Origin of the sequence: Pseudomonas agarici (assembly GCF_900109755.1) — a bacterium.
Taxonomy (GTDB): domain Bacteria; phylum Pseudomonadota; class Gammaproteobacteria; order Pseudomonadales; family Pseudomonadaceae; genus Aquipseudomonas; species Aquipseudomonas agarici.
This window is the reverse complement of record NZ_FOAR01000001.1, coordinates 357190-381542: the sequence shown is the minus strand read 5'-3', so window position 1 is coordinate 381542 and position 24353 is coordinate 357190. Positions and strand designations below refer to the sequence as shown.

Genomic DNA, 24353 nt, shown 5'->3' with positions numbered 1-24353 from the left:
ATGGTAGTGTGGGGTTTCCCCATGTGAGAGTAGGTCATCGTCAAGATTGAATTCCGAAACCCCTATCTGCTCAGCAGATAGGGGTTTTGTTTTTTGCGCGAAATGCACCTGTAGTGCCCCGATAAATTTGCGCAGTTATTTTCGGGCTAGACCACTAGAATAGGCGCTATCTTTTACAGAGCCTGAGCCTCTATTTATGCTGGATCCGGTTGACACTACCCAAGTGTCGAAGCTGCCTCTGAACGAGCTGGTGGCTTGTCATGAGTGTGATCTGCTGATGCGCAAGCCCCAGCTCGGCTTGGGTGAAAAAGCCCAATGCCCGCGCTGTGGTTATGAGCTGTACGCCCACCGCCACAATGTCGTCGAGCGCAGCCTGGCCTTGGTGATCGCGGCCCTGTTGCTGTATGTTCCCGCGAACTTTTTGCCGATCATGCAACTCAATCTGCTGGGACGTTCTTCCGAAGATACGGTATGGAGCGGTGTGTTAGGCCTGCATGACACCGGCATGACCGGCATCGCCGTCGTGGTGTTCCTGTGCAGCATGGGCATTCCGTTGCTCAAATTGCTGTGCCAGCTGGCGGTGCTGTTGAGCATCCGCTGGGATATCGGACGCAGCTACGGCCTGCTGCTGTATCGCGTTTATCACCACCTGCGTGATTGGGGGATGCTTGAGGTCTATCTCATGGGCGTTCTGGTCGCCATCGTCAAGCTGGCGGACCTCGCAGAGTTGAGCCTCGGCGTCGGTCTGGCCTGTTTTGTCAGCCTGTTGTTGGTCCAGGTGCTGCTGGAGGTAATGATGTCACCCCACCAGATCTGGCAAGCGTTGTCGGGAGAGGATGAACATGCGGGCGATTGATGCGGGCATCCTGATCTGCACGGAGTGCCATGAACTGAACCGGCAGGAGCCCGACGCCAACGAGCAGGTCTGCAGCCGTTGTGGCGCACGGATACACCCGCGTCGGCCGAACAGCCTGATACGCACCTGGGCACTGCTGTTGACCTCGGCCATTCTCTACATTCCGGCCAACGTCCTGCCGATCATGACCGTCAATTCCCTGGGCAAGGGCGGCGCCGATACGATCATGTCCGGTGTCGTCACCCTGGTGCAGCACGGTATGTTCCCGATTGCCGCCGTGGTGTTTGTCGCCAGTATTCTGGTGCCGACGTTCAAACTGGTGGGCATTGCCCTGCTATTGTTTTCGGTACAGCGCCATCAGCCGCTGTCGGCCCGGCAGCGGATCATTATGTACCGTTTCATCGAATTCATTGGCCGTTGGTCAATGTTGGATATCTTTGTGATCGCTATCCTGGTGGCGGTCGTGAACTTTGGAAGAATAGCCAGCGTCGAGGCCAATCTCGGCGCAGTGGCTTTTGCCAGTGTGGTGGTGTTGACGATGCTTGCCGCAGTAACTTTTGATCCCCGACTGATTTGGGACAACACGGAGTCGGACGACGACCATGAGTGATTTGCCAAAAGCCAAAACCCGCCCGGCCTCGAACTGGTCGGCCATCTGGGTCCTGCCGCTGATTGCCCTGATCATTGGCGGCTGGCTGGGCTGGCGGGCCTATAACCAGACCGGTATCGAAATCCAGGTACGTTTCGAGAGCGGCGAGGGTATCCAGGCCAACAAGACCGAAATCGTCTACAAGGGCATGTCGATCGGTAAGGTCAAGGCGCTGACCCTGGACACCGAAGGCAGCACCCAAGGGGTAATCGCTACCGTCGAGATGAACAAGGACGTCGAATCGTCCCTGCGTACCAATACCCGCTTCTGGCTGGTCAAGCCGAGTGTCACGCTGGCCGGTATCACGGGCCTGGAAACCCTGGTTTCCGGCAACTATATCGCGATCAACCCCGGTGATGGCGAGCCCTCGCGCAAGTTCAAGGCGCTGTCCCAGGAACCGCCGCTGTCGGACCTCAAGCCTGGATTGCACATCACCATCAAGGCTGACCGACTGGGCTCCCTGAATCGTGGCAGCCCGGTGTTCTACAAGCAGATCCAGGTCGGCCAGATCAAGAGCTTTGCACTGTCTCCCGATCAGAACATGGTCGAGCTCAAGGTCTTCATCGAGCCGACTTATGCCAACCTGGTGCGCAAACACACGCGCTTCTGGAATGCCAGTGGCATCAGCATCGATGCCAACCTGTCCGGTGTAAAGGTGCGTAGCGAATCGCTGGCCAGTATCGTTGCCGGTGGTATCGCCTTCGCCACGCCGGAGAACCGCAAGGACAGCCCACCCACCGACCCGAGCCTGCCGTTCCGTCTCTATGAGGACTTCGATGCCGCCCAAGCCGGGATCCGCGTGAAAGTCAAACTCAGCGACTTCGAAGGCCTGCAGGCTGGGCGTACCCCGGTCATGTACAAAGGGATCGAGGTAGGTAGCCTGAAAGCCTTGAAGATCGACCCCGACCTGACCAGCGCCAATGCCGAGCTGACCCTCGATCCCCTGGCCGAGGACTATCTGGTGGAAGGTACCCAGTTCTGGGTGGTCAAGCCGTCGATCTCCCTGGCGGGCATCACCGGTCTGGAGGCCCTGGTCAAAGGCAACTACATTGCTATTCGCCCTGGGGACAAGGGCAACCATCCACAGAGGGAGTTCGAGGCCCGGAGCAAGGCGCCGCCGCTGGACCTGCGCTCCCCCGGCCTGCACCTGGTGTTGTTCACCGACAGTCTCAGCTCCCTGGCGGTGGGCAGCCCGATCCTCTACAAGCAGGTCAAGGTGGGTTCGGTGCAGAGCTACCAGTTCTCCCGTGATCGTAAGCGGGTGGTCATCGGCGTGCATATCGAGAAAGAGTACGAGGGCCTGGTCAACGCCTCGAGCCGGTTCTGGAACGTCAGCGGCATCACCCTGAGCGGTGGACTGACCGGCGGTATTCAGGTGAAAAGCGAGTCGCTGCAAACCCTGATCGCCGGTGGTATTGCTTTCGAGACGCCGCAGGAGAAGGCGCCGCTGAAGAGGCGCATTCCACGTTTCCGGCTGTTCGCCAACCACGACGATGCCCAGCAGCAAGGCACTCCGATTACGATCCGGGTCGATCGTGCCGACGGCCTGCGTAGCGGCACGCCGATCCGCTTCAAGGGGCTGGAGGTGGGTAAGGTCGAAAACGTCGAGCTGAGCGAAGATTTGCAGTCGGTGTTGCTGTCGGCCAGGATTACCGAAGTGCCAGATAAGATCGCCCGGGCCGGTAGCCAGTTCTGGGTGGTCAAGCCGGAACTGGGACTGATCAAGACCGCCAATCTCGAAACCCTGGTGAGCGGGCAATACATTGAAGTGCAGCCGGCGCTCGGCAAGCAGGGCCCGCGCAAGGATTTCGTCGCGCTTAAGCAGGCTCCGGATACCGTGACCGCGCAAGCCGGCCTGAGCCTGACGTTGAGTGCCGCCCGTCGTGGCTCATTGAAGGAGGGCGTGCCGGTGACCTACCGCGAAGTGGTCGTGGGTAAGGTCACGGGGTACGAGCTAGGCGCCACCGCCGATCGGGTGTTGATCCATATCCTGATCGAACCGCGTTATGCGCCGCTGGTACGCACGGGCAGCCGGTTCTGGAGCACCAGTGGGTTTGGTGCCGACTTCGGCTTGTTCAAGGGTGTAACGATACGTACCGAGTCGCTGGAGACGCTGATCCAGGGCGGGGTTGCCTTTGCGACGCCGGATGGCGAGCGGATGGGGAGCGCGGCGCGGCCGCAGCAAACCTTCGCATTGTTCGACAAGTTCGAGGACGAGTGGCTGACCTGGGCGCCGAAGATCCCCTTGGGCAAATAACTGAGACTAAACAAGAAGGCCGCGAGCAATGATCGCGGCCTTCTTGTTTACCGCCTTGGGAATCAGACCTCGTCCAGTTCCGGTTCCGCCGCTTCGCGGTGCTGCGTTGCCTGCACGGAGTCGTGGCGACGGATGTACTTCCAGTCCGCCTCGTCGATATAGATCCCGTTCGGTCCGCTGCCGCCTTCCAGGTCGATGGCGACATGGGCCGAGACCTGCGGCTTCACGCTCGCCAGGATCGGCACGAAGCCCAATTGCAGGCTGGTTTCCAGCAGCGCCGCCTGGTTCTTCTCGTCGATGTCCGCTGCCTCGTCGAGGTAGTACGGCAAACGCACGCGTCCGGCTTGGTCGCGGTCCATCAGGTGCAGCAACAGGTACATGTTGGTCAGCGCCTTGATGGTCATGGTGGTGCCGTTGGACGCGGCCCCGTCGATATCGGTGTGAATCACCGGCTGGCCATGCACTTTGGTGATCTCGAACGCCAACTCGAACAGATCCTTCAAACCCAACTGGTTGTGGTTGGCCGCCACCAGCCGTGCCAGATACTCCTTGGCCTCTTCGTTCTTGTTGTCCTGCTCGGCGCTCTGACTCAGGTCGAACACCGACAGCGTCTCGCCCTCTTCGTACTGGCCGGCGCTGTGGATGATCTGGTCGATATGCTTGAGCGCTTCCTTGTTCGGTGCCAGGACGATGCGGAAACTTTGCAGGTTGGAGACCTGGCGCTTGTTGATCTCGCGGTTGAACAACGCCAACTGGTGTTCGAGGCTGTCGTAGTCACTGCGGATGTTGCGCAGGGTCCGGGCGATATCGGTCACCGCCGCACGGCGTGCCTTGCCCAGGGTCAGCGCCTCGTCGGTGCGATGGTCATAAGCGTTGATCAACAATTGCAGGCGCCGTTCGACATCGTCCTCGCTGTCGAACTTCGCCACACCCTTGAGACGGACCTGGGCATACAACGCTTCAATCTGCCCGTCGACCCGCTGCAAGCCCTGCCAACTGTCCTGATAGTCGTTGAGCAATGGCAACAGGTTGTCCATGGAGTCGTCGACCGGGTCCATGAACGGCGTACCGAAGGGCAGGTCCGCTGGCAGTAACTGGCGCCGCCGCAGGGCGTCGTCGAGAGTACGTTGCTTGGCTTCCATGTCGCCGATCTGCCGACCGACCAGTTGCAGTTTTGCCGAGAGTTGCTGGACGCGCTCGGTAAAGGCGTCGCTGGAGCGCTTCAGTTCGTCCTGGGCGGCTTCCATCTGGGCCAGTTGTTCCAGTTTGTCGCCTTCCTCGGCGCCTAGGGTTTGGGCGCGCCGGAAGTCTTCCAGGGCCTTTTGTGCATCCAGTACCTGCTGATACAGCGCTTCGGTCTGGGTCTTGCTCGCAGCCCGGTCGGCCGCCACGGCCTGTTGGGTCTTCAGTTGCTTGAGTTCTTTGTCCAGACGCTCCTTCTGGTCGCGCAGGGCGGCGCGATCGGCCAGGGCCTGGAGTGCTGGCGGCTCGATATGGGACACATCGATGGACAGGCCTGGCACTTCGAAGCGCTCGCCCTTGAAACCGTCGAGGATCAGCTCCATCGACTTGACCCACTCGCCGTCGTCATCCAACGCAATGCCATGCTCACCCAGCGGTAGGCTGAACAGCGCGCTATTGAACAAACGCATCAGGCGCTCGACGTCCTGCTGCGAGAACTCTTCGCGCAGGCGTGCGTAGCTGTTGTTGTCCGCATGGTCGAGCTGCTGCTTGACCGATTTCAGACGCTTTTCCAGGTCGCGCAGGCGCTCTTCCAGGTCTTCGGCGCTGAACTGTCGGGACTGGGCCAAGGCGCCGGCCAGCTCGTCGTGGGCATCCTTGGCGGCCAACAGTTGCTGTTCCAGAACCTTTACGTCGTCGACCAGGGCAAAGCGATGTTTGAGCACCGACAACTCGCCGAGCCAGCGCTGGATGCCGCTGATTTCCCGCTCCAGGCGCATCAGTTCCTGGGTGCTGCCGCGCTGGTCGTTCTGCAGCGCGTCCTGCTCGTTGCGGTAATGCTCGGACTGGATCAGCAGTTCTTCCTTGCGGGCGCTGGCGTAGTCCGACCAGGTGCCCAGCAACGAGTCGAGCAATGGCGAGATCCGGTGCAGCTTGCCACGCAAGACATCACGCGAGCGCACGCCGGCAGCGAGGGCCTCGACCAGCGGGCCGGCGGCCACCAGCGCGTTGTAGTCTTGTTCCATGCGCCGTACATCGCGAAAAGCTTCTTCGCAGGCGGCGATATAGTCGACGCTGCCGGAGCGCAGGCTGTGCTCGAAGGCGTCGAGGAACAGTTGCTTGAGCTTAGCGGCGGTGATTTCACGCATGTGCAGCAGGTTGATGAACAACGCGCGGAAGGTCTTCAGACTTTGTTCGCTGGTGGAGCGCAGCGGGATCAGGGTCAGGTCCAGCGGGATTGACGTGTGTCCGCCGACCAGCAGGCGGCGCAGTTCGTCGGGCTTGAGTTCGTAGGCTTTCAGGCCGTTGCGCTCAAGATTGTTGAACAGCTCTTTCTGGCGCAGGCAAGTCTCGTCTTTCTGGTAGTGGGCCAGATCCAGTTGTCCGGCGTAGGCGAAGAACTGGTGACCGAAACCGCCGCCCGGACCGCGTCCGACCACGCCGATCACGTGTGGGCCATGGGGCAGGGCGACTTCGACGAGGATATAGCTGGTGTCGCTGGCGAAATAGAAGCGGCGCGATTGTTCCAGACTGTACTTGCCGAAGCTCATGTCCGACATGCGCGCCAGGATCGGGAACTGCAAGGCGTTGATCGAGGCCGATTTGCCCAGGTTGTTCGCTCCGTAGACCGACAGCGGATGTTCCAGCGGGAACAGCCCAAGGCTGTAGCCGGCGGTGTTCAACAGGGCGAAGCGGCGAATACCGTAGCGTTCCTGGCTCATGCGTCCATCTCCTGTTGTTCGGCGGCGATGGCGCGGGCCAGCGCCGCCTCTTCACTTTCTTCTTGCGGTTCGACGAATTCACTGAGGTCCAGCGGATCATCGGTTTCGAGTAACTTCTCGTCGCTGTCGTCATCCACCAATGCTGGCGTCGGCAGCGGTAGCACGCTGTGCAAGCTGGCGGCCATGTCGCGGTCTTGTTGGACCGACAGGCAGACATCGAGAAAACGGTGCATCGGTGGCAGGAAGCGGTACAGGCCGGGTTCTTCGAGGGCGAAACCGAGCTGGGTCATGCGGCGCATGATCTTTTCCTCCAACTCGTCCTGGGTGGTGACTTCGGCCTGGACGAACAGGTCGCGGTATTTATCCAGGAGCGACGGCAGCTCGTCACGGCCCAGGCTGCCGCCGTCGAGCACGGCGATCGGGTCGCGGCCCTGGTCGGCCAGGTGCTCCACCAGGATAAAGGTGAACAACGCCAGGCGCTGCGCGGTCTTGTTCACCTGCGCGGCGGCGTTGTCCGGGACGAAGTAATAGAAACCGCGGGTATCGCAAACCAGCTCGAAGCCCAGGGCCTTGAACAGCGTGCGGTACTGGTCCTGGAAGTTCGATAACTGGGCGTACAGCTCCGGGTCGCGGCGGCTGACGTGATAACCCTTGAACAGCTCGCGAAAGATCGGTGCCAGTTGGGACAGCTCGGAAAGATCAAGATGCATGAGGTGTGCTCGCGAAATTCTCGGCGGTTTCTTCAACGCGCGCGAGCAGGGCGAAGGAGCGTAGGCTGACCTGATGCTCCTGTGTGTGGTAGTCACGGCGTTCGAGGCGTTGGCGCTGGAAACGCTTTTCTCGCGACAGGCGCGAGAACCAGTACAGCAATTCGTCGGTGGCGCCGTCCGGTTCCTGTTCCAGCAGCCAGCTCATCAGGTCCGGCATCGGCAGGGCGTCGGTGCAGCGTTCGAGCATCTCCTTGACCGTGCGCGGTGCCCGTGACGACTCGCCACCCTTGGTGGACTTGTGCGCCTTGGGAAAGCGCGACGGCTTGGCTTCGAAGCGCGCCAGGGCGTAGACATAGGCCTCGACCTGCCCGGAGCTACCGAGAAAGGTACTCTGTGGGCGGGTGAACATCGGCATGGCCGCTTGCGGCACGGCGTCCAGGCCCTTGCGGCGGATCACCGACAGCGCCAGGGCCGCGCCACGGGTCACGGCATTGTGTCGGCGCGCTTCTTCGCGTAACGGCAGCAACAGTTCGCGAGCGTGACGCAGGGTCAACTGGGCGCTGGTCTGCATCTCCAGGATCCGCGCGTGGGTGCGCAGCAGCCTATCATCGTCCACCAGGTGGCCGAGACGCTGTTGTTCGCTGAGCATGCGTAGTAGCACATGCTCGACCTTGCGCACCCCTTGTTCGAAGGCGCCGTCGGCGTTCACCAATTGGATCATCGGCTCGACGTATTCGTCCCAGGTCGCCAGGACCTCGGCATAGCGCTGGCGCAGCGGGATCTGCCGGTCGCTGGTCTTGGCCCGCTCGGCGACGGCCACTAGAGCCTGTTCGTCGTTGGCGAGCTTCTTCAAGACGTCACGCACGCGCATGTCGAGCAAACGCAGTTGGCGGGCCAGGTCGTTGCCGTCGCGGATATCGAAGGCATCCTGGATATACCCGGCCAGGCGTTCGAGATGGCGCAGGTAGGCTTCGATTTCCAGGCACAGGCCCAGGCGATGCTCGCGCCGCAGATAGGCCAGGAAGTCATGGATCTGTGCGTTCAGCTCGAAACGGTTCGGGCTTTTCGCGACCGGTACCAGGATGTCGAGGCGAATCCACACGTCCAGCAGACTGGTGATGTCCTGGGGCGTGCTGTCCAGTTGCTGGGCGGCCAATTGTTGACGCAGCTCGCCGAGGCTCAGGGTGCCTTGGTCGAAGTGTTCGCACAGAGGCTCCAGAAGGGCCCAGTGCTCGGCGAGGGCGCGCAAGACGCGCTTGGGTTCGATCATGGGAGAGGCCGGCTGGTTGGCAAATTAAAAGGAGCGATTGTACTGCATGACGCGCCTGATTTATCCCCAAGTGATCAGAGGGTGGGTGGTGTTGCGATCAACCACGGGCGATCTTCGCCGAAGAACGGTAGAATCCCTGTCCTCAACTTATCCACAGATGGCTGACCTTTGCTAATCGAGTCCCGCCGCCGCGCTTATCTGACTGCCATGCAGGTGGTCCATTGGCTGCCGCGCACCGAACTGCCGTTCGCCGCGCCGTCGCGTCCTGAGCTGTTCGTCGAGCCGCCGCCGTTGGTCGAGACGCCGCCGACAGCGCCTCAGGCGCACAGCGTCGCTGAGCCTGTGGCCAAGTCGCTCGAGCGACCGAAAATCGAAATGCCACGTCCTGCGCCGATCAACCGTGCGCCAGGCCAGCCGGAGGTCGACACGCCAGAGGCGCCGGCACCGGCCAAGGTGACTCAGTTGCCGCCGCCGCGCTTCTCCCTGCAATTGCTGCGGGCCGGACGTTGCCTGCTGCTGGTGGAGCTGGTGACCGGCCAGGCGTTCCAGAGTCGCGATCCGTCCTATCTGTTGCTCAAGGACATGTTGCGCGCCGCCGGTCTGCCGGATGCCCCGCAGATCATTGGCGAGCCGGTGCATTGGCCATTGCTGGCCCGCGGCAACCTCGACCAGGGCCCCGACCGTGCCCGTGAATTTGTCCAGGGCTTTGTCCAGGCGCGCCTGGAGGAAGGCGAGTGCGCTTGCCTGTGGCTGATCGGCCTGCCGGCCATACGCTTTGCCGGGGAAGCCGACGCCGAATCGTACAACCGAGAGCTTCAGATCGAAGGGCTGGGTTCGGCCTTGGCGCTGCCCGGCCTGGAGTTATTAATGGAAGAGCCACAGCGTAAGGCTGATGTCTGGCAAGCCATGCGCCGGCTGATGGTGCGTTGGAACCGCGTTGATGAGTGATGCAATAAGCTTTCGCCTGGCCACCGAGGCGGATCTGGAGGCGATCCTGAAGGTCGAATATGCGGCGTTCAGTCATCCTTGGACCCGTGGGATTTTTCTCGATGCGCTGAAGTCTTATAAGGTCTGGCTGATGTTCGAGGGCGGTCAGCAGGTGGGGCACGGGGTGATCCAGGTCATCATCGATGAAGCGCATCTGCTCAATATTACCGTCAAGCCGCAAAGCCAGGGCCGTGGCCTGGGGTTGCGATTGCTCGAAGAGCTGATGAAGCAGGCCTATGAACTGGGCGCGCGGGAGTGTTTTCTGGAAGTTCGCGACAGCAACCAGACGGCGTATCGTCTGTATGAGCGCTACGGTTTCAATGAAGTCGGGCGTCGTCGCGACTACTACCCGGCAGCCGGTGGCCGTGAGGATGCGCTGGTCATGGCTGCTACCCTGGTCGATTGAGCCCGGTCGAAGGGTATTTGTCGCGATTGTGGACGTGACCTCGACCGTTGGTCGGTTGTCACAGCGGTGCATCATTTTCGAGGCCTTACAGCATGAACGAACTACAAGACCTGATTGATAACAACGAGCGCTGGGCCGCTGCGATCAAGGAAGAGGACCCGGAGTTCTTCGCCAAGCTGGCTCGCCAACAGACCCCCGAGTATCTCTGGATCGGCTGTTCCGACGCACGAGTACCGGCCAACGAAATCGTCGGCATGTTGCCGGGCGACCTGTTTGTCCACCGCAACGTAGCCAATGTGGTACTGCATACCGACCTCAATTGCCTGTCGGTAATCCAGTACGCAGTGGATGTGCTCAAGGTCAAGCATATCTTGGTCACCGGCCACTATGGTTGTGGCGGCGTGCGCGCGTCGATGCAGGACCGGCAACTGGGGCTGATCGACGGCTGGTTGCGTTCGATTCGCGACCTGTACTACGAGAACCGCGAAGTGCTTGCGCAGTTGCCGAGCGAGGAGGAACGGGTTGACCGCCTGTGCGAGTTGAACGTTATCCAGCAGGTGGCCAACGTCGGCCATACCACCATTGTCCAGAACGCCTGGCATCGTGGCCAGAGCCTGTCGATCCATGGTTGCATCTACGGCATCAAGGATGGACGCTGGAAGAGCCTGGATACCACCATCAGTGGGATTGAGCAGTTACCGCCCCAGTATCGCCTGCGGCCTGTCGACGCGCCCTGAGCCTGAATCAACCCTGTGGCAAGCCTGCTCGCCACAGGGGTCGGATCGGCCACTAGATGGGTGGCAGTGTGGTCAGCGGCGCCGGAGCCGGTGCTCGCAGTTGCTTGAGCTCGGTCTTGATCGAGGCGCTCGAGCATTTCTTCTGCGCGTCGGTTTCGCTCAGGTTGCGCACCGAGACATAAAACAGCTCACAGGTCTTTTCCTTGTGGGTCACCTGCCAGTTCTCGGTGCAGCTTTTGAGCAGGGTCGCTGGATCGCTGCTCGGCTTCTGGCCCATTCCGGCCTGCCAGCAGGCGGCACTCAGGTCCTGTCCCATGACCTTCAGGCCCGCCGCATCGGCCTTGGCCTGATCGCCACCATAGCTCGCCGGATCCGCTGCGTACCAGATGTAGCTCGGGTGATTGGAGCCCAGTACCGGTACCTTTACCCCTCCGCCCGGATTGATCTCGGCCAGACCGAGGACTGCGACCGTGACGCCATACTGCTGCTTGATCCAGTTACGTACCGGTGCTCCGAAGGCCACCATCGGTAGCGCGCTACCCTTGGCGGTCACACTGACTGCCTTGACCATGGTGGTCTGGTAATCGGTGAAATAGCCGTAGACCCCTTCCAGAGCACTGCCGGCGTTGGACGGCGCGGCAATCGGCGCGATGTCGACGATAGTTTGGTAAGCCGGCGTCTGCTCCGCGGGAATGCCGTTGTCGGTCAGCAGTTCGGCCCAGCGGTCGGTGGTTTTCGATTCCAGGTAGTCCTGGGCCTGGGTCAGCGAGTAATCCGGCGGGAAGTGCAGCAGCTCGACACTCTTGCGGTTATCCAGGGCCATGCCCAGCGGCAGGAACAGGTACCAGTTGTATTCCCATTTGCCATCGGCATTCAATTTCGAGGCGCCCTGATAGGCCAGGTCGCCGGCATCCAGCAGCGCCGCCAGCGGCTTGTCGTAGCCGTTCGGCACGCCACTGAAGTGAGCGTACAACTGACCGTTGTCACTCTTGACTGTCACTTTGGCGTTGTTGTAGCCGTCGCGTTGTACGCTCTGGTTCAAGTAGTGCTCGGCGGTCTGCTCCAGCGTCCAGTTGCGGTAGCAGATCACGTTGCAATTGTTGGGGTAGGCGAACAGTTGGGTGACCCGTTCGGTGCTGCCCAGCTTCAAGTCGACATCGGCGTGGGCGCTGGCCATGCCCAGGGTCAGGGCGGCGAGGGTGGACGACAGTACGGCGAGTTTCGACATGCTCAGATCCTTTTCAGCGTGAGCCCCCCATGATTGGGGTGAGTGTGCCGCTGCTCCCTGGCCGACCGGCATTGGCCTTCATCGGCGAGACCGACGGCGCTCGGCGTCAGGAACTGGCCGAGGGCATTGGGCATCCATCCATTCATGGGGTTACCCACGCCGGACGGCGGCGAAGCCGTAGCTGGTTTCCAGGTCAACGCTACGATCATTGCGGCGAAGTCTTTTTTTAACTGCAAAAAAGCTTAAGCAGAAGGGGGCCAGGGCAGGATATTACTGGATGGGGAAGGGGTAAAGAAAATGATAGCTAAAGGCTACTTTTCCCCGGTAAATAACACCCTTTGACGGTCGCCGTGGTGTCGGTGTCCCGGCTTTGGCGGATAAATCTTGTGGCGAACTCAAGTGGTGGGCACCTATTCGATTTTCTCCGACAACCGAGCCCTGGCAGCGGGATTTATCCGCGAAGAGGTCCTTGAGCAGCCTCGTGGATAACCGCTGCCCGGCAGTCAGATGATCAGGCGCTGAAGCGCAGGGCGTTGGTCAGGTCGCCCATCGGTGTTTGGCCTCGGGCGGTCATTGCGGCGTCCCGCTCCTTGATGCCATCGAGTTTCTCCAGTTGGAAGACCCGGGTAATCAGACGCAGGATCGAGGCGGTGTCATACACCGTATGATCCACCGTGCCTTTACGGGCGAACGGTGACACGACCAAGGCTGGAATCCGTGTCCCTGGGCCCCAGCGATCACCTTTGGGCGGTGCCACGTGGTCCCACCAGCCGCCGTTCTCGTCGACCGTGACGACCACCACCATGTTGTCCCATTGCGGGCTTTCGCGCAGCACTTTCAGTGTTCGCACGATATGCCGGTCACCGGCTGCCACGTCGGCATAACCGGCGTGCATGTTCAGGTTGCCTTGGGGCTTGTAGAAGGTCACCGCTGGCAGTTTGCCCGCCACCGCATCGGCGAGGAACTTGTTGGTAGTGGTCTCGTCGCCCAGGCCGGCATCACGCAGGCGCTTGGCACGCTCCTGCGGGTTTTCCGGGCCTTGGCGGCGGAAGTAGTTGAACGGTTGGTGGTGATACTGGAAGTTCGGGATCTTCGGAATGCCGCCCGAATCCTTGAACTGTTCCAGGGTCACCTGCCAGGCGCCGGCATACCAGGCCCAGTCGATGTTCTTCTTCGACAACTTGTCGCCGATATGCTCGTGGACCTGCGGTACTAGCACGGTCGGCAGGTCTGGCTTGGCGTAGTCCGGGCGCTCGAGGTCGCGGATCCAGGTTGGCCAGTACGGCGGCGCCATGGTGTTCACCGCATAACCATCGGGCGTCAGCGCGCTGGGACCAAATTGCGGTGGGCCGCTCATGGCGCTGGCCGGGGAGTTATCCAGCGGCATCAGGCGCGTATCGGTCGGATCGTCGCTCTGCAGCTTGGCGATCTGTGGTTTGGCTACCGAGTTGGCGGCGTCGGGGTAGAACGGCACCTTGGCGCTGATCAGGTACTGGTGGTTGAGGAACGAACCGCCAAAAGCGCCCTGGAAGAAGTTGTCACAGAGCACGAACTCCTTGGCCACGTCCCACAGTCGCAACGAATAACGGGTCTGGGCGTAGTGGCCCATGGTCAGGCCACCGGAGTCGGCCCAGGCGACGAAACGGTCGTTCTTGCCGCCGTTGATCTGCATCTGGTTCTGGTAGAACACGTGCCACAGATCGCGTGTCACCACACCCAGGGGCAGGTCTTCGCCGCTGGGTCCCTTGAGGGCGTAAGGCGCGTTAGGTAGGTTTTCCTGGTACTGGGTTCCCACCGGGTAGGTCACGCCGTCGAGGCTTTGCGGACCGACCTGGACTACGCCGCCCCAGGCGGGCGGTAAGGTTTGCAAGAGGCTGGCGTCGCGGTCGTATTGTTGATAGTCCGCAGGCTTGAGGGACGAAAGAGGTTTCTGGACACCCGGAAAGTCACCGAACAGATTGTTGAAGCTGCGATTCTCGGCGTAGATCACCACGACAGTCTTCACCTGGTCCCGTAGGGCCTTGTCCAGCGCCGCGCCTGACAGTTCCTCGGTCGGAGGCTGCTGGCCCGGTTCGCTCGGCGAGCCGCAGGCGCTTAGGGTCGCACCAACGCCCAACACGGCGACACCACCGAGGAAACGCCGGCGGCTGGTATCGGTGGGGGTATCGGTGTCTACGGTCTGCGACGGCTCGAGGTCTTTCTCGTCACTCATCCTGGGTTCCTGTTGGCTGGGTTGGACGTAACAAAATATTTCGCATCGCACGCTAGCAACGCAATGTGACAGAACGGCGATGGCCGTCCTGTCCACAGCCGGTCAGTATGCCGATTATCGAGGGGAGAGGGCAGTCCTGGCATTGTTGGACGCTTGTCTTTGAGGATAAGCGCACTCAACAAGCGGTCGTCATGCGCCTGGTGATCATGGGGAAGCCTCGACCAACGTTAATGATTCGATATGCCGAGTTTGCCGCCCATCACTCTCAAGTACCCTGGCGGAGGATGCACGGTATGCGTAATCGCATTGCCCATGGTTATTTCGATATCAATCTTGAGATCGTCTGGGAGGCGGTTCAACGCGCATACCGCCATTGTTGAAGTGCCTGGCGAATGAGTCTGAAGGTCCAGGTTGATCATTGCCGTTCGGGGCAGCAATGATCAGCCCTTCAGGACGTTTCAGTTAAGGCATCACCGGTCCGCTATAGGTCAGAGTCGTCCCCAGTGCCCAGAGTAGCAACAGCACCAGCGGCGCATGCACCAGCAACTGCACGAACGAGAAGCCGATCAGGTCCCGCGCCTTCAGCCCCAGCACACCCAGCAGCGGCAGCATGTAGAAGGGGTTGATCAGGTTCGGCAGGGCTTCGGCGGCGTTGTAGATTTGCACCGCCCAGCCCAGGTGGTACTTCAGTTCGTTGGCGACCTGCATCACATATGGCGCCTCGATGATCCATTTACCGCCGCCGGACGGGATGAAGAAACCGAGTACCGCCGAGTACACGCCCATCAGCAGGGCGTAGGTATCGTGGGAGGCGATCTGGGTGAAGAAGGTCGAGATGTGATGGGCCAGGGTCTGGGCGTCGACCCCCTTGACCGTGGTCATCAGCGCGGCAATCGAGCCGTACAGCGGGAACTGGATCAGTACCCCGGTGGTGGTCGGCACCGCCCGTGAGACCGCGTCGAGGAAACTGCGCGGCCGCCAGTGCAGCAGGGCGCCGACCATCAGGAACAGGAAGTTGTAGGTGTTCAGGCCCGAGATGGCGCTGATCGCCGGTTTGGTCGAGAACTCATGGAACAACCAGCCAGCGGCCAGCAGGGCCAGCAGGAGGGTCAACAGCGGACTGTGTTCCAACCATTCGCCGGGACGTGTGCGCGGGCTCAGTGGCGGCAGGTTGAAGCTCGGATCGACACCGCAAGCCTTGGCATCACGGGCCGAATTCGGACCAGGCGCGGTGGCATAGGCGACGGCCAGCGAGACCACGATCAAGGCCAGCAATAGAGCCCCGGACTGCCAGAGAAAAATGGTCTGGGTAAACGGAATCACTCCGGTGATCGACAGGATCGACGGCGGCAGACTAGCAGGGTTGGCCTGCAACTGCGCGGCGGACGACGACAGGCCCAGGGCCCACACCGCTCCCAGGCCGAGATAGGCGGCGGCGCCAGCGGCGCGGTAGTCCATGCGCAGATCAGTACGGCGGGCGAGGGCACGCACCAGCAGACCGCCGAACACCAGCGACAAACCCCAGTTCAGCAGCGAGGCGACCATGGAAATCAAGGCCACCCAGGCCACGGCGGAGCGACCGTTTTTTGGCAGGCGGGCCAAGCGGTCGATCAGTTTCACCGCTGGTGGCGAACTGGCGACCACATAGCCGCCGATGACCACAAAGGCCATCTGCATGGTGAACGGGATCAGGCTCCAGAAACCGTCGCCGAAAGCCATGGCAGCATCGGTCGGCTTGGCGCCCATGGCCAGGGTGCCGAGGGCAACGATGATCACCGCCAGCGCGGCGAACACCCAGGAGTCGGGAAACCAGCGCTCGGCCCAGTTCGAGCAGCGCAGGGCAAAGCGGGCATAGCGGCTTTCATCAATGACTGCGGCCACGGAAACACCTCGTTTTTATGATTGTGAGGAGGTCGGTCGCTCCAGGCAGAAGCGACCGAAAACTGCGTCAGAATGCGGTAATTAGCGCTCGCTGCAAAGCCATATACGTTTCAGTATCGGTTGGTTTGAATTGTCAAAAAATGGAACCCAGTACGCGAATTTCTGCTAAAAAGTGACCCGCCGATGGCTGTGAGGTGTTGATCGCCAGCAATCGCACTCATCTGTGCTGGCCGCGAACCAGGGAAGACCTGGTTCGCTTGAGTGTTTTTTGTACAGTGTTGAGCCGCCGATGACGCAGCTCGCGAATACGGTATCCAGAGTCCTTTTATGACCGTTGATTGTTACCCGCCGAATCGCCGCTTTTCCCGGTCCGATTACCGGATCTTGGGCCTGGCGGCGCTGGGCGGGGCGCTGGAAATCTACGATTTCATCGTCTTCGTGTTTTTCGCCCTGACCCTCAGCCAGTTGTTCTTCCCGCCGCAAATGCCCGAGTGGCTGCGGCTGCTGCAAAGCTTCGGGATCTTTGTCACCGGTTACCTGGCCCGACCGCTGGGCGGAATCCTGATGGCGCACTTTGCCGACCGTCTGGGGCGCAAGCAGGTGTTCAGCCTGAGTATCCTGATGATGGCGTTGCCCTGCCTGTTGATCGGGGTGATGCCGACCTACGCCCAGATCGGTTACTGGGCGCCGCTGCTGCTCCTGTGCCTGCGCGTGCTGCAAGGCGCCGCTGTGGGCGGCGAGGTGCCCAGCGCCTGGGTCTTCGTGGCCGAGCACGCGCCGCCGGGACATCGCGGTTATGCCCTGGGTGTATTGCAAGCAGGGCTGACGTTCGGGTATCTGTTGGGCGCGCTGACGGCCACCTGGCTGGCGCGAGTCTACAGTCCGGAGCAAATTCTAGATTTTGCCTGGCGCTTTCCCTTTCTGCTCGGCGGTGTGTTCGGGGTGATCGGGGTGTGGTTACGACGCTGGCTCAGCGAGACCCCGGTATTCATGGCCTTGCAGGCCCGGCGCGAAGCAGGCGACGAACTGCCTTTGCGGGCGGTGTTGCGCGATCATCGCCGTTCGATTTTTCCAGCGATGCTACTGACTTGCGTGCTGACTTCGGCGGTGGTGGTACTGGTGGTGATTACTCCGACCGTCATGCAGAAGAGCTTTGGTATGAGCGCCGGAGAGACCTTTGCCCTGAGCAGTCTGGGCATTGTGTTCCTGAATATCGGGTGTGTGCTCGCCGGCCTGTTGGTGGACCGCATTGGCGCCTGGCGCGCGGTGCTGTTCTACAGCCTGTTGCTGCCGGCGGGGGTAGCGCTGTTGTATGCCTGCCTGATCAGCGGCGGCACTTGGATCAAGCTGGCCTATGCCCTGGCTGGGCTCGCTTGTGGCGTGGTGGGCGCGGTACCGTCGGTGATGGTCGGGTTGTTTCCCAGCCGGATCCGCGTGTCTGGCATTTCGTTTACCTACAATATTGCCTACGCGCTCTGGGCAAGCACCACACCGTTGCTGTTGATCGGCCTGATGCCCTGGAGCCTCTGGGTCTGCGTGGGATATAGCCTGGTGATGGGCACGGTTGGGGGGCTGACGGCGCTGTTTTTTGGCGGGCGAATTGCCATAAGTGCCGATTCGCAGGCCTGCATCGGGCACTGAGCGTCATCCGCGAGAGTCCGATTTTTTGAAACGATGACCGTTCTGCCATTCTGAACAGGACAACGCAGGGAATAGCGGCGTCGACTCAGGCATTTTCTCGCAAGAGGCATTGCTACATTTGGCTTGGAGTGATCGTGAATGAGAACCATCGCACACAAAGTCAAACGCTATCGAAAGAGTTTTTCTGGGTTTCCCGCGAGTATGTTGAGAAGCACCATTTTTTATCTGGTGTTGACCCAACTGATACTAACGTTGGGTGCGGTGCTTTTGTATCTGTTCTTCAGTATTTATCAGCATTCCGACCTTTATCACTTACTCCCGTTGTGGGTATTGCTGTTAGAGGTTTTTCTCATGTTCGGATTTATACAGCTGCGTTTCGATCTCGATCGTAAACGCCTTGAACGACTCAATCCTGAGCTTTGCCGGGTCGCTTTCAGGAAAGCCTATTCACTTTTGGAGCGAGAGAAAGTTCGGCGCATCGAGATGCTATTTGGTCCTCGCCTCGACCTTCGTGATCTTGCTAGGGAGCTGATTGATGAATGGGAGTGGCGTCGAAGCATTCAAATACGAGCGGGGCAACCGGCGGAACGCAGGGCCAGGAATTTTTTCGGCCTGCCTTCCGCGGGCAACTTTGCGACCTACCTGGCTGGGCTGATTGCCGTTTTGGCCGCAGTGGTAGTGACCTTGATCGACAAGGTTGAGTTTTATCAGGCACTCCCGGAGATGGGAGAGAATTTTCTGAACATATTTATCTTGCTAACTACTGCGATTGTCTTGCCTATTGCCGCCAGTGTTTATCCGTTGGCAGCAATTTTAGGTGGGGCCAAGGTCGCCGCTAACAATTTATTGGAAGCACTTGATGATGATTACTTGAGCGATGCTCGTTTCTATGGATTTATCAAGGAACTCCTTGAACTCGAGGAGCGTAAGGAAAAGCGGCTGCTGATGAAAACAACAGGTCGTCTCTACTGGTGCATGCGCGCCGGCATGGCCCCTATAGGACAAGTCTCTAAAGTCATGCGCAATGCCCGCCGTTCGGTGCGGATAGAGAAGTTGAGACGCGCCGGGTTATGCAGGGCAAGAGCGTAAACGGCTGGGCGCTTTCGATGGGACTATAATCATGGGTTAACGGGCAGCGGCTTCGCTGCCTGTCGACGACCAGACGAAATGGAGTCCACCTCATGAACGAGAAAACCTGCGACTGCCCGCATTGCAACTGCAAAGTGGGCAACAATCCCATCGTCAGTGCTGGAAAGTCCTATTGCTGCCAGGCCTGTGCTGATCACCATCGTAACGGCGAGCCGTGTGCCTCGACGGCTGACGGCTGCCAGTGCTCAAAGGCCGCGCACGATTGAGCGTGTGTCTGCCCTCCGGCAACGGTTGTCGCGGGGTGCTGGAGTAACGGTCATGCCTCGGTTTGCTCACTACCCCATCAATAGCCGGGGGCGGGATTTCGCCGTTGGCGATATTCATGGTCATTTCAGTCGCTTGCAGGCAGCGCTGGATCGGCTCGGGTTCAATCCCGAGGATGACCGCCTGTTCAGCGTCGGTGACCTGGTCGACCGGGGACCTCAGAGCGAGCTGGCCCTGGAATGGTTGGGGCGTTCCTGGTTCGCGGCGGTGCAGGGCAATCACGAGGCGTTGGCGATCCGGCATGTCGAGGGCGGGCTCCTGGACTACGACATGTATCGCGCCAGCGGTGGTGGTTGGTTTCTCGATAGCGGCGCGCAGCGACAGCGATTGTTCGCCGCGCGCTTTGCGCAGATGCCAATTGCCCTGGAAGTCGAGACCCGGCTCGGCCTGGTAGGGGTGGTGCATGCCGATTGTCCTTTCGCCTCCTGGAGTGCCTTGCGTGACTATCTGCTGGGCGGCTCCCAGGTGCGGATAACCGTCGAAGAGGTCTGCCAATGGTCACGCACGCGACTGAAAAACCATGACGTCAGTGGCATCCGCGAGGTGCGGGCAGTGATGGTCGGGCATACCCCGCAGCGCCAGCCCACCGTATTGGGCAATGTCTATCATATCGATACGGCTGGCTGGGGCAGCGGTCATTTCACCTTGGTAGAGTTGGGCACCTTGAGCCTGGCGCGCCCTCAGGCCTGACGCCAGCTCACTGCCTCGATGCCGAACTTTTCGGCCATGGGCTTGCTGGTCTTCTTCACTCGTTCGCGCCCGAACCTGCCGATGCGGCCTACACCGGCATCGCAGCTTGCCCAATGCCAGGCTTCGGCATTATCCATATGTTCGGAGCGAATGATGAAGGACTTAGGATTGCCGTGAAGGGTGTAATCGATAATAAAAAGTTTCGCTGTATTCATGGATCTAAAATTCCTCCCTGGTGTTCTAGAAATGATCCTTGAGCGTAGGAAAAATTCCGTCGAGCAGCTAGATGGTGGGTTGTAACAAATGATTGAGCAGGTGAATCATGCGCCGGCCTTAGTCAGCCCTGCGTTACGGGTTGAGTGCCACGATGACATCGACTTCCACCGAGGCATTCTTCGGCAGTTGGAATACCCCAACCGAGGTTCGGGTGTGTACTCCGGCCTCGCCGAACACGTCATAGAGTACCTGCGAGGCGCCATCGGCCACTTCGCTCTGTTGCGTGAAGTCCGAGGCGCTTTGCACATACACGTTGATGCGTAGGACTTTCTTGATCCGCCCCAGGTCGCCTTCGAGCATTTGCCGCAGAATCGCCAGCGCACGCATGGTGCTGATCCGTGCTCCATGCCTGGCTTGTTCCAGGGTGGTTTGCGCGCCCACACGGCCTGTCACCATCACCGTATTGTCGACACGCGGGATCTGCCCACTGACATAGATCTCGAGATCGTTCTGTAGCGCCGGCACATAGTTGCCGCCGATCTTCATTTCACCGTCAAAGTTGTAACCGAGCTGCTCGGCGACTTGGAGAAATTGCGCATTTCTGGAGTGCGGCATCATTATCTTCCTGATGATCGAGGGGCCATGGCTTGAGGGGAGGTCAGTCAGGCGGCGCGAGATCTTATGTCCGCCGGATCCAGGAATACTGGAAGGCTTTTCTCTCGCCGGCCTCATGGGTTCGGCGCCGGTAGCTGTCAAACCTCGGTGACGAGCAATAGGTACAGTGCGAACTGACCTCGACCTGTGATTCTTCTATCCCTGCTGCCTGCAAGAGCAGCAACGCATAGGCCTGCAAGTCGAACCAGTAGCTGCCTGATTGTCTCGCTGCGGGAGGGGCGATGGCGGGAGATGAAACGGGTGCCGGCTGCTCTCGTCTCCAGGGCGCAACCGTTGTTTGCCAGAGATGCCCCTGGGCAGCCTGCAACTCGCCGACGAACCGCTCGCTGACTTCATAGCAGCACGCTTTGATCGATGGACCGATGGCGATGCGCAGCGCCTGCCGGGGAGTCTGCAACGCCTCGAAGCGCGTGATGGCGTGACCGATGATGCCGCCTTGCAGGCCCTTCCAGCCACCATGAATGGCCGCCACCCGCGAGCCGTCCGCCGCTGCCACCAACAATGGCAGGCAATCGGCGGTGATCACTGCAATCGGTCGTTTGCCATCGGTGTACACGGCATCGCCTTGCAGTGATCCCGCCGGCAGATTGTCCGGCGCCTCGATCAATCTCGCACCGTGAGTCTGTTGGCAGGTGAACACCTGGGCGGGTAGGCCCTCATTGCCCAGTGTCAGGAAACCGTGGCCAATACCCCGGATTTGACTGAGATTGTTGGCGTACTCACTCACGCTGGCTGCTCCATACGTCGTCCGAATCGCTTGCAGCATACCCGGATTGATCATTTTGGGGGTGCGCAATCGGCGCCCTGCGCATAGGCTGCACACAGAGGGAGGTGGCTCCCGCAAACACACTTTGGAAACGAGGCTGGATGATGGGCAAGTTGCGAGTCGGGATTATTTTCGGTGGGCTGGGTGCTGAGCATGAGGTGTCGCTGCAATCGGCAAAGAACGTGGTCGATGCGCTGGATCGCGAGCGCTTCGAACCGATCCTGATCGGCATCGACAAACAAGGCGGTTGGCATCTCAACGACAGCTCCAATTACCTGATCAATGCACAGAACCCCGCGTTGATTGCCCTTAATCGATCCAATCGGGAGCTGGCGGTGGTGCCGGGCAAGGCCGGCGGGCAATTGGTCGAGACTAACAGCCAGGCCCTGCTGGAACAGGTCGATGTGATCTTCCCGATTGTCCACGGCACCCTCGGTGAAGACGGCTGCCTGCAAGGCCTGCTGCGCATGGCGGACCTGCCCTTTGTCGGCTCTGACGTGCTGGGTTCGGCGGTGTGCATGGACAAGGATGTCAGCAAGCGCCTACTGCGCGATGCCGGACTGGCGGTGACCCCGTTTATCACGGTGAACCGGGTAACAGCCGCGCGCGTAGACTTCGACACGGCGCGGGCGACGCTCGGTCTGCCGATGTTCGTCAAGCCGGCGAACCAGGGCTCCTCGGTGGGCGTGAGCCGGGTAGAAACCGCTGTGGAGTACCGAGAGGCGCTGGCACTGGCCTTGGGGTTCGATGAAAAGGTGTTGATCGAGTCGGCGGTCAGCGGCCGGGAAATCGAGTGCGCAATCCTTGGCAATGAGCGACCGCTGGCCAGTGGCTGCGGCGAGATCGTTGTGCGCAACGGCTTCTACTCTTACGACAGCAAATACATCGACGCCGATGCCGCCGAAGTGGTGGTGCCAGCGGCTATCAGCGAGGAGGCCTGCGAGCGTATCCGGGCCCAGGCAATCGAGGCATTCCAAGTGTTGGGGTGTTCTGGATTGGCGCGTGTCGATGTGTTCCTGACCGACAGCGGCGAAGTGTTGATCAACGAGGTCAATTCGCTACCGGGGTTCACCCGCATCAGCATGTACCCCAAACTGTGGCAGGCGGCCGGACTGAGCTATAGCGAGCTGGTAAGCCGGTTGATCGAGTTGGCGCTGGAACGCCATGAGACACGACGCGGATTGAAGCACTGTCGCTGAGCGTCCCGTTATCCGCTGACGCCCGAGTCGCTGCCAGGCCGAAACACCAGGTGCTCCACCTGCACTCGGCACGTTGGCTTACTCCCTCGATGTGTGTTTGGCTGGAAACGAAATAAACGCGGAGGACAAGTATTTCAGGTTGTTGAAGAGGGTCGACGACATGGAGTACGGACCTAATTATCAGCCAGGAATGGCGAAAGCTTGTGCCGCAGGCTTGAGCGTCTTTTGCCGACACTGCAGAGTGTATCGGTGGAGCAGGGCAGAGTAGAACGAAAAAGTCCGGCGCTAAGCCGGGCTAGATCCTCAACTGCTCGAACTTTCCAGGCGCTGAAAAACTCCAGACGACCTTAAACGCCGCGCCGCCCGATATCAGTTCCGCCTGTCGTATTATGGCCGGCCACCAACGCACTAAATTTTCAGCCTTGCTCCAGTAGGTCGTTTGCCCCCACTGCTTTGCAAGGCAGAAGATTGGTAGGCCGCATTCTCTAAAGGCTTCTCTCTCAGCATTTCCTTTAGAAAATTTGTCCTGAGACACCACAGCCCATCCCCCTTCGGTGCTCAGCGCTGTTATCCAGTGAATGTCACTGGCGCTTGCTTGGAATTTGTCTCTCAGCGGAACTACTGCATGGCCTTCGGCCTTGCAAAGCTGGTGCAAGGCCCTGGCAATAGCTGGTGGAAGATTGTTATCAATCAGAAAATTCAAGCAGCGATCCTATGCTCAAAGTTCACTGCCGCATCCACTGCCGCAGTTGAGATTTCAAAAATCATCGAGACGCGCTTGGTGTTTTGCCCTTCGACCAGATATGCGTGATAAATCGAAGCGGTGTCGACTCCGGTGGAGGATAGGACTGGCTTACCAAAATTGCGGTTGGGATCAAGAACAATAGCCTTGCTTCGCTTGATTGGATACCAACGTTGTGCTGTCCCTTCCCCGGTATAATCAATCCCCTCATAAAGCGAAGGACCGATTACCTGCCTAAAGGCATCCTGCCGCTTCGCCAGGTCGAGAATCGCCTCGTCGCCAGTTTCATCGAAAACTGTCGCGAAGATGCTCCTGCCATCGGTTTGGAATCGCTTGCAGGTGAATGGGTAACGTTGAACGAAAATCTCTCTGGCTTGCCTTGATGCAGAGCGAATGGCTTGAAGGCTCACGCCATGTTTCCGAAAGGCATGTACAAACCTGATCTCTAGCAGATCATGGAAGCCAAGTAGCTTCTCCTCAGAAAAAGCCAGCTCCGGCCTCCAAAGCCCAGAATGCTCGATGCCCTCCGATTTGTAACCAAACATCCACCTACGGATGTCTTTAGCCGGTATGCCCGTGTATAGGGCGGCCTCCGCTGGTGTGTAGATCCCCACTCCAATGAGAGGGCTTGCTGCTTTTGCTGTTTTCATTTGCCCTCTTGTTCGTGGGTTAACCAAAAAATCCATTTTGGGGATGAGCGAGCTTTCGTTCAATAGATCTTAGACGGACTGCGCCAGAAAGGTCGTCTTTTCGACTGAAATACGGGTAGTGCTACTTAATCTACGGTATCGGTAATGAAGAAGCCCCCCGGCTTTACCGCGACTTAAGATGAGCCAACCTCCCTCGGCTCAATCTTTCAGCGAGGATACACAGGGGATACAGGGGATACAGGGCGGGAAGGTATAGGGATAGATA

The 24353-nt window shown here is 59.8% G+C and carries 24 protein-coding genes; 13 read left to right on the top strand and 11 right to left on the bottom strand.

The window, feature by feature from the left end:
* Positions 1–196 precede the first annotated feature (196 nt).
* The 3 genes from BMX68_RS01650 to BMX68_RS01640 are packed head-to-tail and all read left to right on the top strand — an operon-like array spanning position 197 to position 3762.
* A complete protein-coding gene (locus BMX68_RS01650) occupies positions 197–856 on the top strand; it encodes a paraquat-inducible protein A (RefSeq protein ID WP_017130588.1) in 660 nt (219 codons plus the stop codon).
* Positions 843–1466, top strand: coding sequence for a paraquat-inducible protein A (locus BMX68_RS01645; protein ID WP_017130589.1), 624 nt, complete (start codon positions 843–845; stop codon positions 1464–1466). Before BMX68_RS01650 ends, BMX68_RS01645 begins: the two co-directional genes overlap by 14 nt.
* Positions 1459–3762, top strand: a complete 2304-nt coding sequence (locus tag BMX68_RS01640) for a PqiB family protein (RefSeq protein ID WP_017130590.1) — start codon at positions 1459–1461, stop codon at positions 3760–3762. The genes BMX68_RS01645 and BMX68_RS01640 overlap by 8 nt, the downstream gene beginning before the upstream one ends.
* A 62-nt stretch (positions 3763–3824) precedes the next feature.
* On the opposite strand, the gene mksF is transcribed toward BMX68_RS01640, so the two are convergent.
* The 3 genes from mksF to mksB are packed head-to-tail and all read right to left on the bottom strand — an operon-like array spanning position 3825 to position 8645.
* Positions 3825–6665, bottom strand: coding sequence for an Mks condensin complex protein MksF (gene mksF / locus BMX68_RS01635; protein ID WP_017130591.1), 2841 nt, complete (start codon positions 6663–6665; stop codon positions 3825–3827).
* Entirely contained in the window at positions 6662–7375 is a 714-nt protein-coding gene (gene mksE / locus BMX68_RS01630) for an Mks condensin complex protein MksE (protein ID WP_017130592.1), read from the bottom strand. The genes mksF and mksE overlap by 4 nt, the downstream gene beginning before the upstream one ends.
* A complete protein-coding gene (gene mksB, locus BMX68_RS01625; RefSeq protein ID WP_017130593.1) occupies positions 7365–8645 on the bottom strand; it encodes an Mks condensin complex protein MksB in 1281 nt (426 codons plus the stop codon). Before mksB ends, mksE begins: the two co-directional genes overlap by 11 nt.
* A 168-nt stretch (positions 8646–8813) precedes the next feature.
* On the opposite strand from mksB, the gene BMX68_RS01620 reads away from it, so the two are divergent.
* The 3 genes from BMX68_RS01620 to can all read left to right on the top strand — a co-directional run bounded on the left by BMX68_RS01620 (position 8814) and on the right by can (position 10775).
* On the top strand, positions 8814–9593 hold the full coding sequence (locus tag BMX68_RS01620; RefSeq protein ID WP_026013030.1) for a superantigen-like protein SSL4: 780 nt from the start codon (positions 8814–8816) through the stop codon (positions 9591–9593).
* Positions 9586–10038, top strand: coding sequence for a ribosomal protein S18-alanine N-acetyltransferase (rimI, locus tag BMX68_RS01615; protein WP_017130595.1), 453 nt, complete (start codon positions 9586–9588; stop codon positions 10036–10038). Before BMX68_RS01620 ends, rimI begins: the two co-directional genes overlap by 8 nt.
* A gap of 92 nt (positions 10039–10130) precedes the next feature.
* Positions 10131–10775 (top strand): carbonate dehydratase, encoded by a 645-nt coding sequence (gene can / locus BMX68_RS01610; protein ID WP_017130596.1) that lies wholly within the window; start codon positions 10131–10133, stop codon positions 10773–10775.
* 52 nt (positions 10776–10827) lie between these two features.
* On the opposite strand, the gene BMX68_RS01605 is transcribed toward can, so the two are convergent.
* A complete protein-coding gene (locus tag BMX68_RS01605) occupies positions 10828–12003 on the bottom strand; it encodes a hypothetical protein (RefSeq protein ID WP_017130597.1) in 1176 nt (391 codons plus the stop codon).
* A 29-nt stretch (positions 12004–12032) separates the two neighbouring features.
* Between BMX68_RS01605 and BMX68_RS25265 the strand changes: the two genes are divergently transcribed.
* On the top strand, positions 12033–12233 hold the full coding sequence (locus tag BMX68_RS25265) for a hypothetical protein (protein ID WP_143063216.1): 201 nt from the start codon (positions 12033–12035) through the stop codon (positions 12231–12233).
* 281 nt (positions 12234–12514) lie between these two features.
* Here BMX68_RS25265 and BMX68_RS01600 read toward each other — a convergent pair whose 3' ends face one another.
* Positions 12515–14215, bottom strand: a complete 1701-nt coding sequence (locus BMX68_RS01600) for an acid phosphatase (RefSeq protein ID WP_017130600.1) — start codon at positions 14213–14215, stop codon at positions 12515–12517.
* 107 nt (positions 14216–14322) lie between these two features.
* Between BMX68_RS01600 and BMX68_RS26605 the strand changes: the two genes are divergently transcribed.
* On the top strand, positions 14323–14595 hold the full coding sequence (locus tag BMX68_RS26605) for a HepT-like ribonuclease domain-containing protein (RefSeq protein WP_051000593.1): 273 nt from the start codon (positions 14323–14325) through the stop codon (positions 14593–14595).
* Positions 14596–14677: 82 nt separating this feature from the next.
* Here the strand turns inward: BMX68_RS26605 and BMX68_RS01590 are convergent, their stop codons facing one another.
* Positions 14678–16096, bottom strand: a complete 1419-nt coding sequence (locus BMX68_RS01590) for a short-chain fatty acid transporter (protein ID WP_017130601.1) — start codon at positions 16094–16096, stop codon at positions 14678–14680.
* A gap of 327 nt (positions 16097–16423) precedes the next feature.
* Between BMX68_RS01590 and BMX68_RS01585 the strand changes: the two genes are divergently transcribed.
* The 4 genes from BMX68_RS01585 (at position 16424) to BMX68_RS01570 (ending at position 19840) form a co-directional block, all read left to right on the top strand.
* Positions 16424–17737, top strand: a complete 1314-nt coding sequence (locus BMX68_RS01585) for an MFS transporter (RefSeq protein ID WP_017130602.1) — start codon at positions 16424–16426, stop codon at positions 17735–17737.
* Between the two features lie 138 nt (positions 17738–17875).
* Positions 17876–18826, top strand: coding sequence for a hypothetical protein (locus BMX68_RS25805; RefSeq protein ID WP_017130603.1), 951 nt, complete (start codon positions 17876–17878; stop codon positions 18824–18826).
* 92 nt (positions 18827–18918) lie between these two features.
* Entirely contained in the window at positions 18919–19092 is a 174-nt protein-coding gene (locus BMX68_RS01575; protein ID WP_074861793.1) for a metallothionein, read from the top strand.
* 52 nt (positions 19093–19144) lie between these two features.
* Entirely contained in the window at positions 19145–19840 is a 696-nt protein-coding gene (locus tag BMX68_RS01570; RefSeq protein WP_017130604.1) for a metallophosphoesterase, read from the top strand.
* On the opposite strand, the gene BMX68_RS01565 is transcribed toward BMX68_RS01570, so the two are convergent.
* The 3 genes from BMX68_RS01565 to BMX68_RS01555 all read right to left on the bottom strand — a co-directional run bounded on the left by BMX68_RS01565 (position 19831) and on the right by BMX68_RS01555 (position 21458).
* Positions 19831–20055, bottom strand: a complete 225-nt coding sequence (locus tag BMX68_RS01565) for a DUF6555 family protein (protein WP_017130605.1) — start codon at positions 20053–20055, stop codon at positions 19831–19833. The two genes, BMX68_RS01570 and BMX68_RS01565, sit on opposite strands and share 10 nt — an antisense overlap.
* Before the next feature lie 133 nt (positions 20056–20188).
* Positions 20189–20671 carry a RidA family protein gene (locus BMX68_RS01560; RefSeq protein ID WP_017130606.1) on the bottom strand — a complete coding sequence of 161 codons (483 nt, stop codon included), beginning with the start codon at positions 20669–20671 and terminating at the stop codon, positions 20189–20191.
* Positions 20672–20735: 64 nt separating this feature from the next.
* Positions 20736–21458: a purine nucleoside phosphorylase YfiH/LACC1 family protein gene (locus tag BMX68_RS01555; protein ID WP_026013031.1), complete on the bottom strand. Its 723-nt coding sequence runs from the start codon at positions 21456–21458 to the stop codon at positions 20736–20738.
* Between the two features lie 143 nt (positions 21459–21601).
* Between BMX68_RS01555 and ddlA the strand changes: the two genes are divergently transcribed.
* Positions 21602–22696: a D-alanine--D-alanine ligase gene (gene ddlA, locus BMX68_RS01550; RefSeq protein WP_017130608.1), complete on the top strand. Its 1095-nt coding sequence runs from the start codon at positions 21602–21604 to the stop codon at positions 22694–22696.
* 295 nt (positions 22697–22991) lie between these two features.
* On the opposite strand, the gene BMX68_RS01545 is transcribed toward ddlA, so the two are convergent.
* Both BMX68_RS01545 and BMX68_RS01540 read right to left on the bottom strand, forming a co-directional pair.
* Complete coding sequence (locus BMX68_RS01545) at positions 22992–23399, bottom strand: PIN-like domain-containing protein (RefSeq protein WP_017130609.1); 408 nt, start codon at positions 23397–23399, stop codon at positions 22992–22994.
* A complete protein-coding gene (locus tag BMX68_RS01540) occupies positions 23396–23983 on the bottom strand; it encodes a hypothetical protein (protein ID WP_026013032.1) in 588 nt (195 codons plus the stop codon). The genes BMX68_RS01545 and BMX68_RS01540 overlap by 4 nt, the downstream gene beginning before the upstream one ends.
* Positions 23984–24353 lie beyond the last annotated feature (370 nt).

What these genes read in the sequence shown, in the direction of transcription:
- BMX68_RS26605 (WP_051000593.1), top strand. Translation starts at nt 14,323, where the DNA reads ATGCCGATTATCGAGGGGAGAGGGCAGTCCTGGCATTGTTGGACGCTT.
- mksF (WP_017130591.1), bottom strand. Translation starts at nt 6,665, where the DNA reads ATGAGCCAGGAACGCTACGGTATTCGCCGCTTCGCCCTGTTGAACACC.
- BMX68_RS01540 (WP_026013032.1), bottom strand. Translation starts at nt 23,983, where the DNA reads ATGTTTGGTTACAAATCGGAGGGCATCGAGCATTCTGGGCTTTGGAGG.
- BMX68_RS01650 (WP_017130588.1), top strand. Translation starts at nt 197, where the DNA reads ATGCTGGATCCGGTTGACACTACCCAAGTGTCGAAGCTGCCTCTGAAC.
- BMX68_RS01600 (WP_017130600.1), bottom strand. Translation starts at nt 14,215, where the DNA reads ATGAGTGACGAGAAAGACCTCGAGCCGTCGCAGACCGTAGACACCGAT.
- BMX68_RS01585 (WP_017130602.1), top strand. Translation starts at nt 16,424, where the DNA reads ATGACCGTTGATTGTTACCCGCCGAATCGCCGCTTTTCCCGGTCCGAT.
- BMX68_RS01560 (WP_017130606.1), bottom strand. Translation starts at nt 20,671, where the DNA reads ATGCCGCACTCCAGAAATGCGCAATTTCTCCAAGTCGCCGAGCAGCTC.
- rimI (WP_017130595.1), top strand. Translation starts at nt 9,586, where the DNA reads ATGAGTGATGCAATAAGCTTTCGCCTGGCCACCGAGGCGGATCTGGAG.
- can (WP_017130596.1), top strand. Translation starts at nt 10,131, where the DNA reads ATGAACGAACTACAAGACCTGATTGATAACAACGAGCGCTGGGCCGCT.
- mksB (WP_017130593.1), bottom strand. Translation starts at nt 8,645, where the DNA reads ATGATCGAACCCAAGCGCGTCTTGCGCGCCCTCGCCGAGCACTGGGCC.
- BMX68_RS01640 (WP_017130590.1), top strand. Translation starts at nt 1,459, where the DNA reads ATGAGTGATTTGCCAAAAGCCAAAACCCGCCCGGCCTCGAACTGGTCG.
- BMX68_RS01565 (WP_017130605.1), bottom strand. Translation starts at nt 20,055, where the DNA reads ATGAATACAGCGAAACTTTTTATTATCGATTACACCCTTCACGGCAAT.
- BMX68_RS01570 (WP_017130604.1), top strand. Translation starts at nt 19,145, where the DNA reads ATGCCTCGGTTTGCTCACTACCCCATCAATAGCCGGGGGCGGGATTTC.
- ddlA (WP_017130608.1), top strand. Translation starts at nt 21,602, where the DNA reads ATGGGCAAGTTGCGAGTCGGGATTATTTTCGGTGGGCTGGGTGCTGAG.
- mksE (WP_017130592.1), bottom strand. Translation starts at nt 7,375, where the DNA reads ATGCATCTTGATCTTTCCGAGCTGTCCCAACTGGCACCGATCTTTCGC.
- BMX68_RS25805 (WP_017130603.1), top strand. Translation starts at nt 17,876, where the DNA reads ATGAGAACCATCGCACACAAAGTCAAACGCTATCGAAAGAGTTTTTCT.
- BMX68_RS25265 (WP_143063216.1), top strand. Translation starts at nt 12,033, where the DNA reads ATGATTGGGGTGAGTGTGCCGCTGCTCCCTGGCCGACCGGCATTGGCC.
- BMX68_RS01645 (WP_017130589.1), top strand. Translation starts at nt 843, where the DNA reads ATGCGGGCGATTGATGCGGGCATCCTGATCTGCACGGAGTGCCATGAA.
- BMX68_RS01575 (WP_074861793.1), top strand. Translation starts at nt 18,919, where the DNA reads ATGAACGAGAAAACCTGCGACTGCCCGCATTGCAACTGCAAAGTGGGC.
- BMX68_RS01605 (WP_017130597.1), bottom strand. Translation starts at nt 12,003, where the DNA reads ATGTCGAAACTCGCCGTACTGTCGTCCACCCTCGCCGCCCTGACCCTG.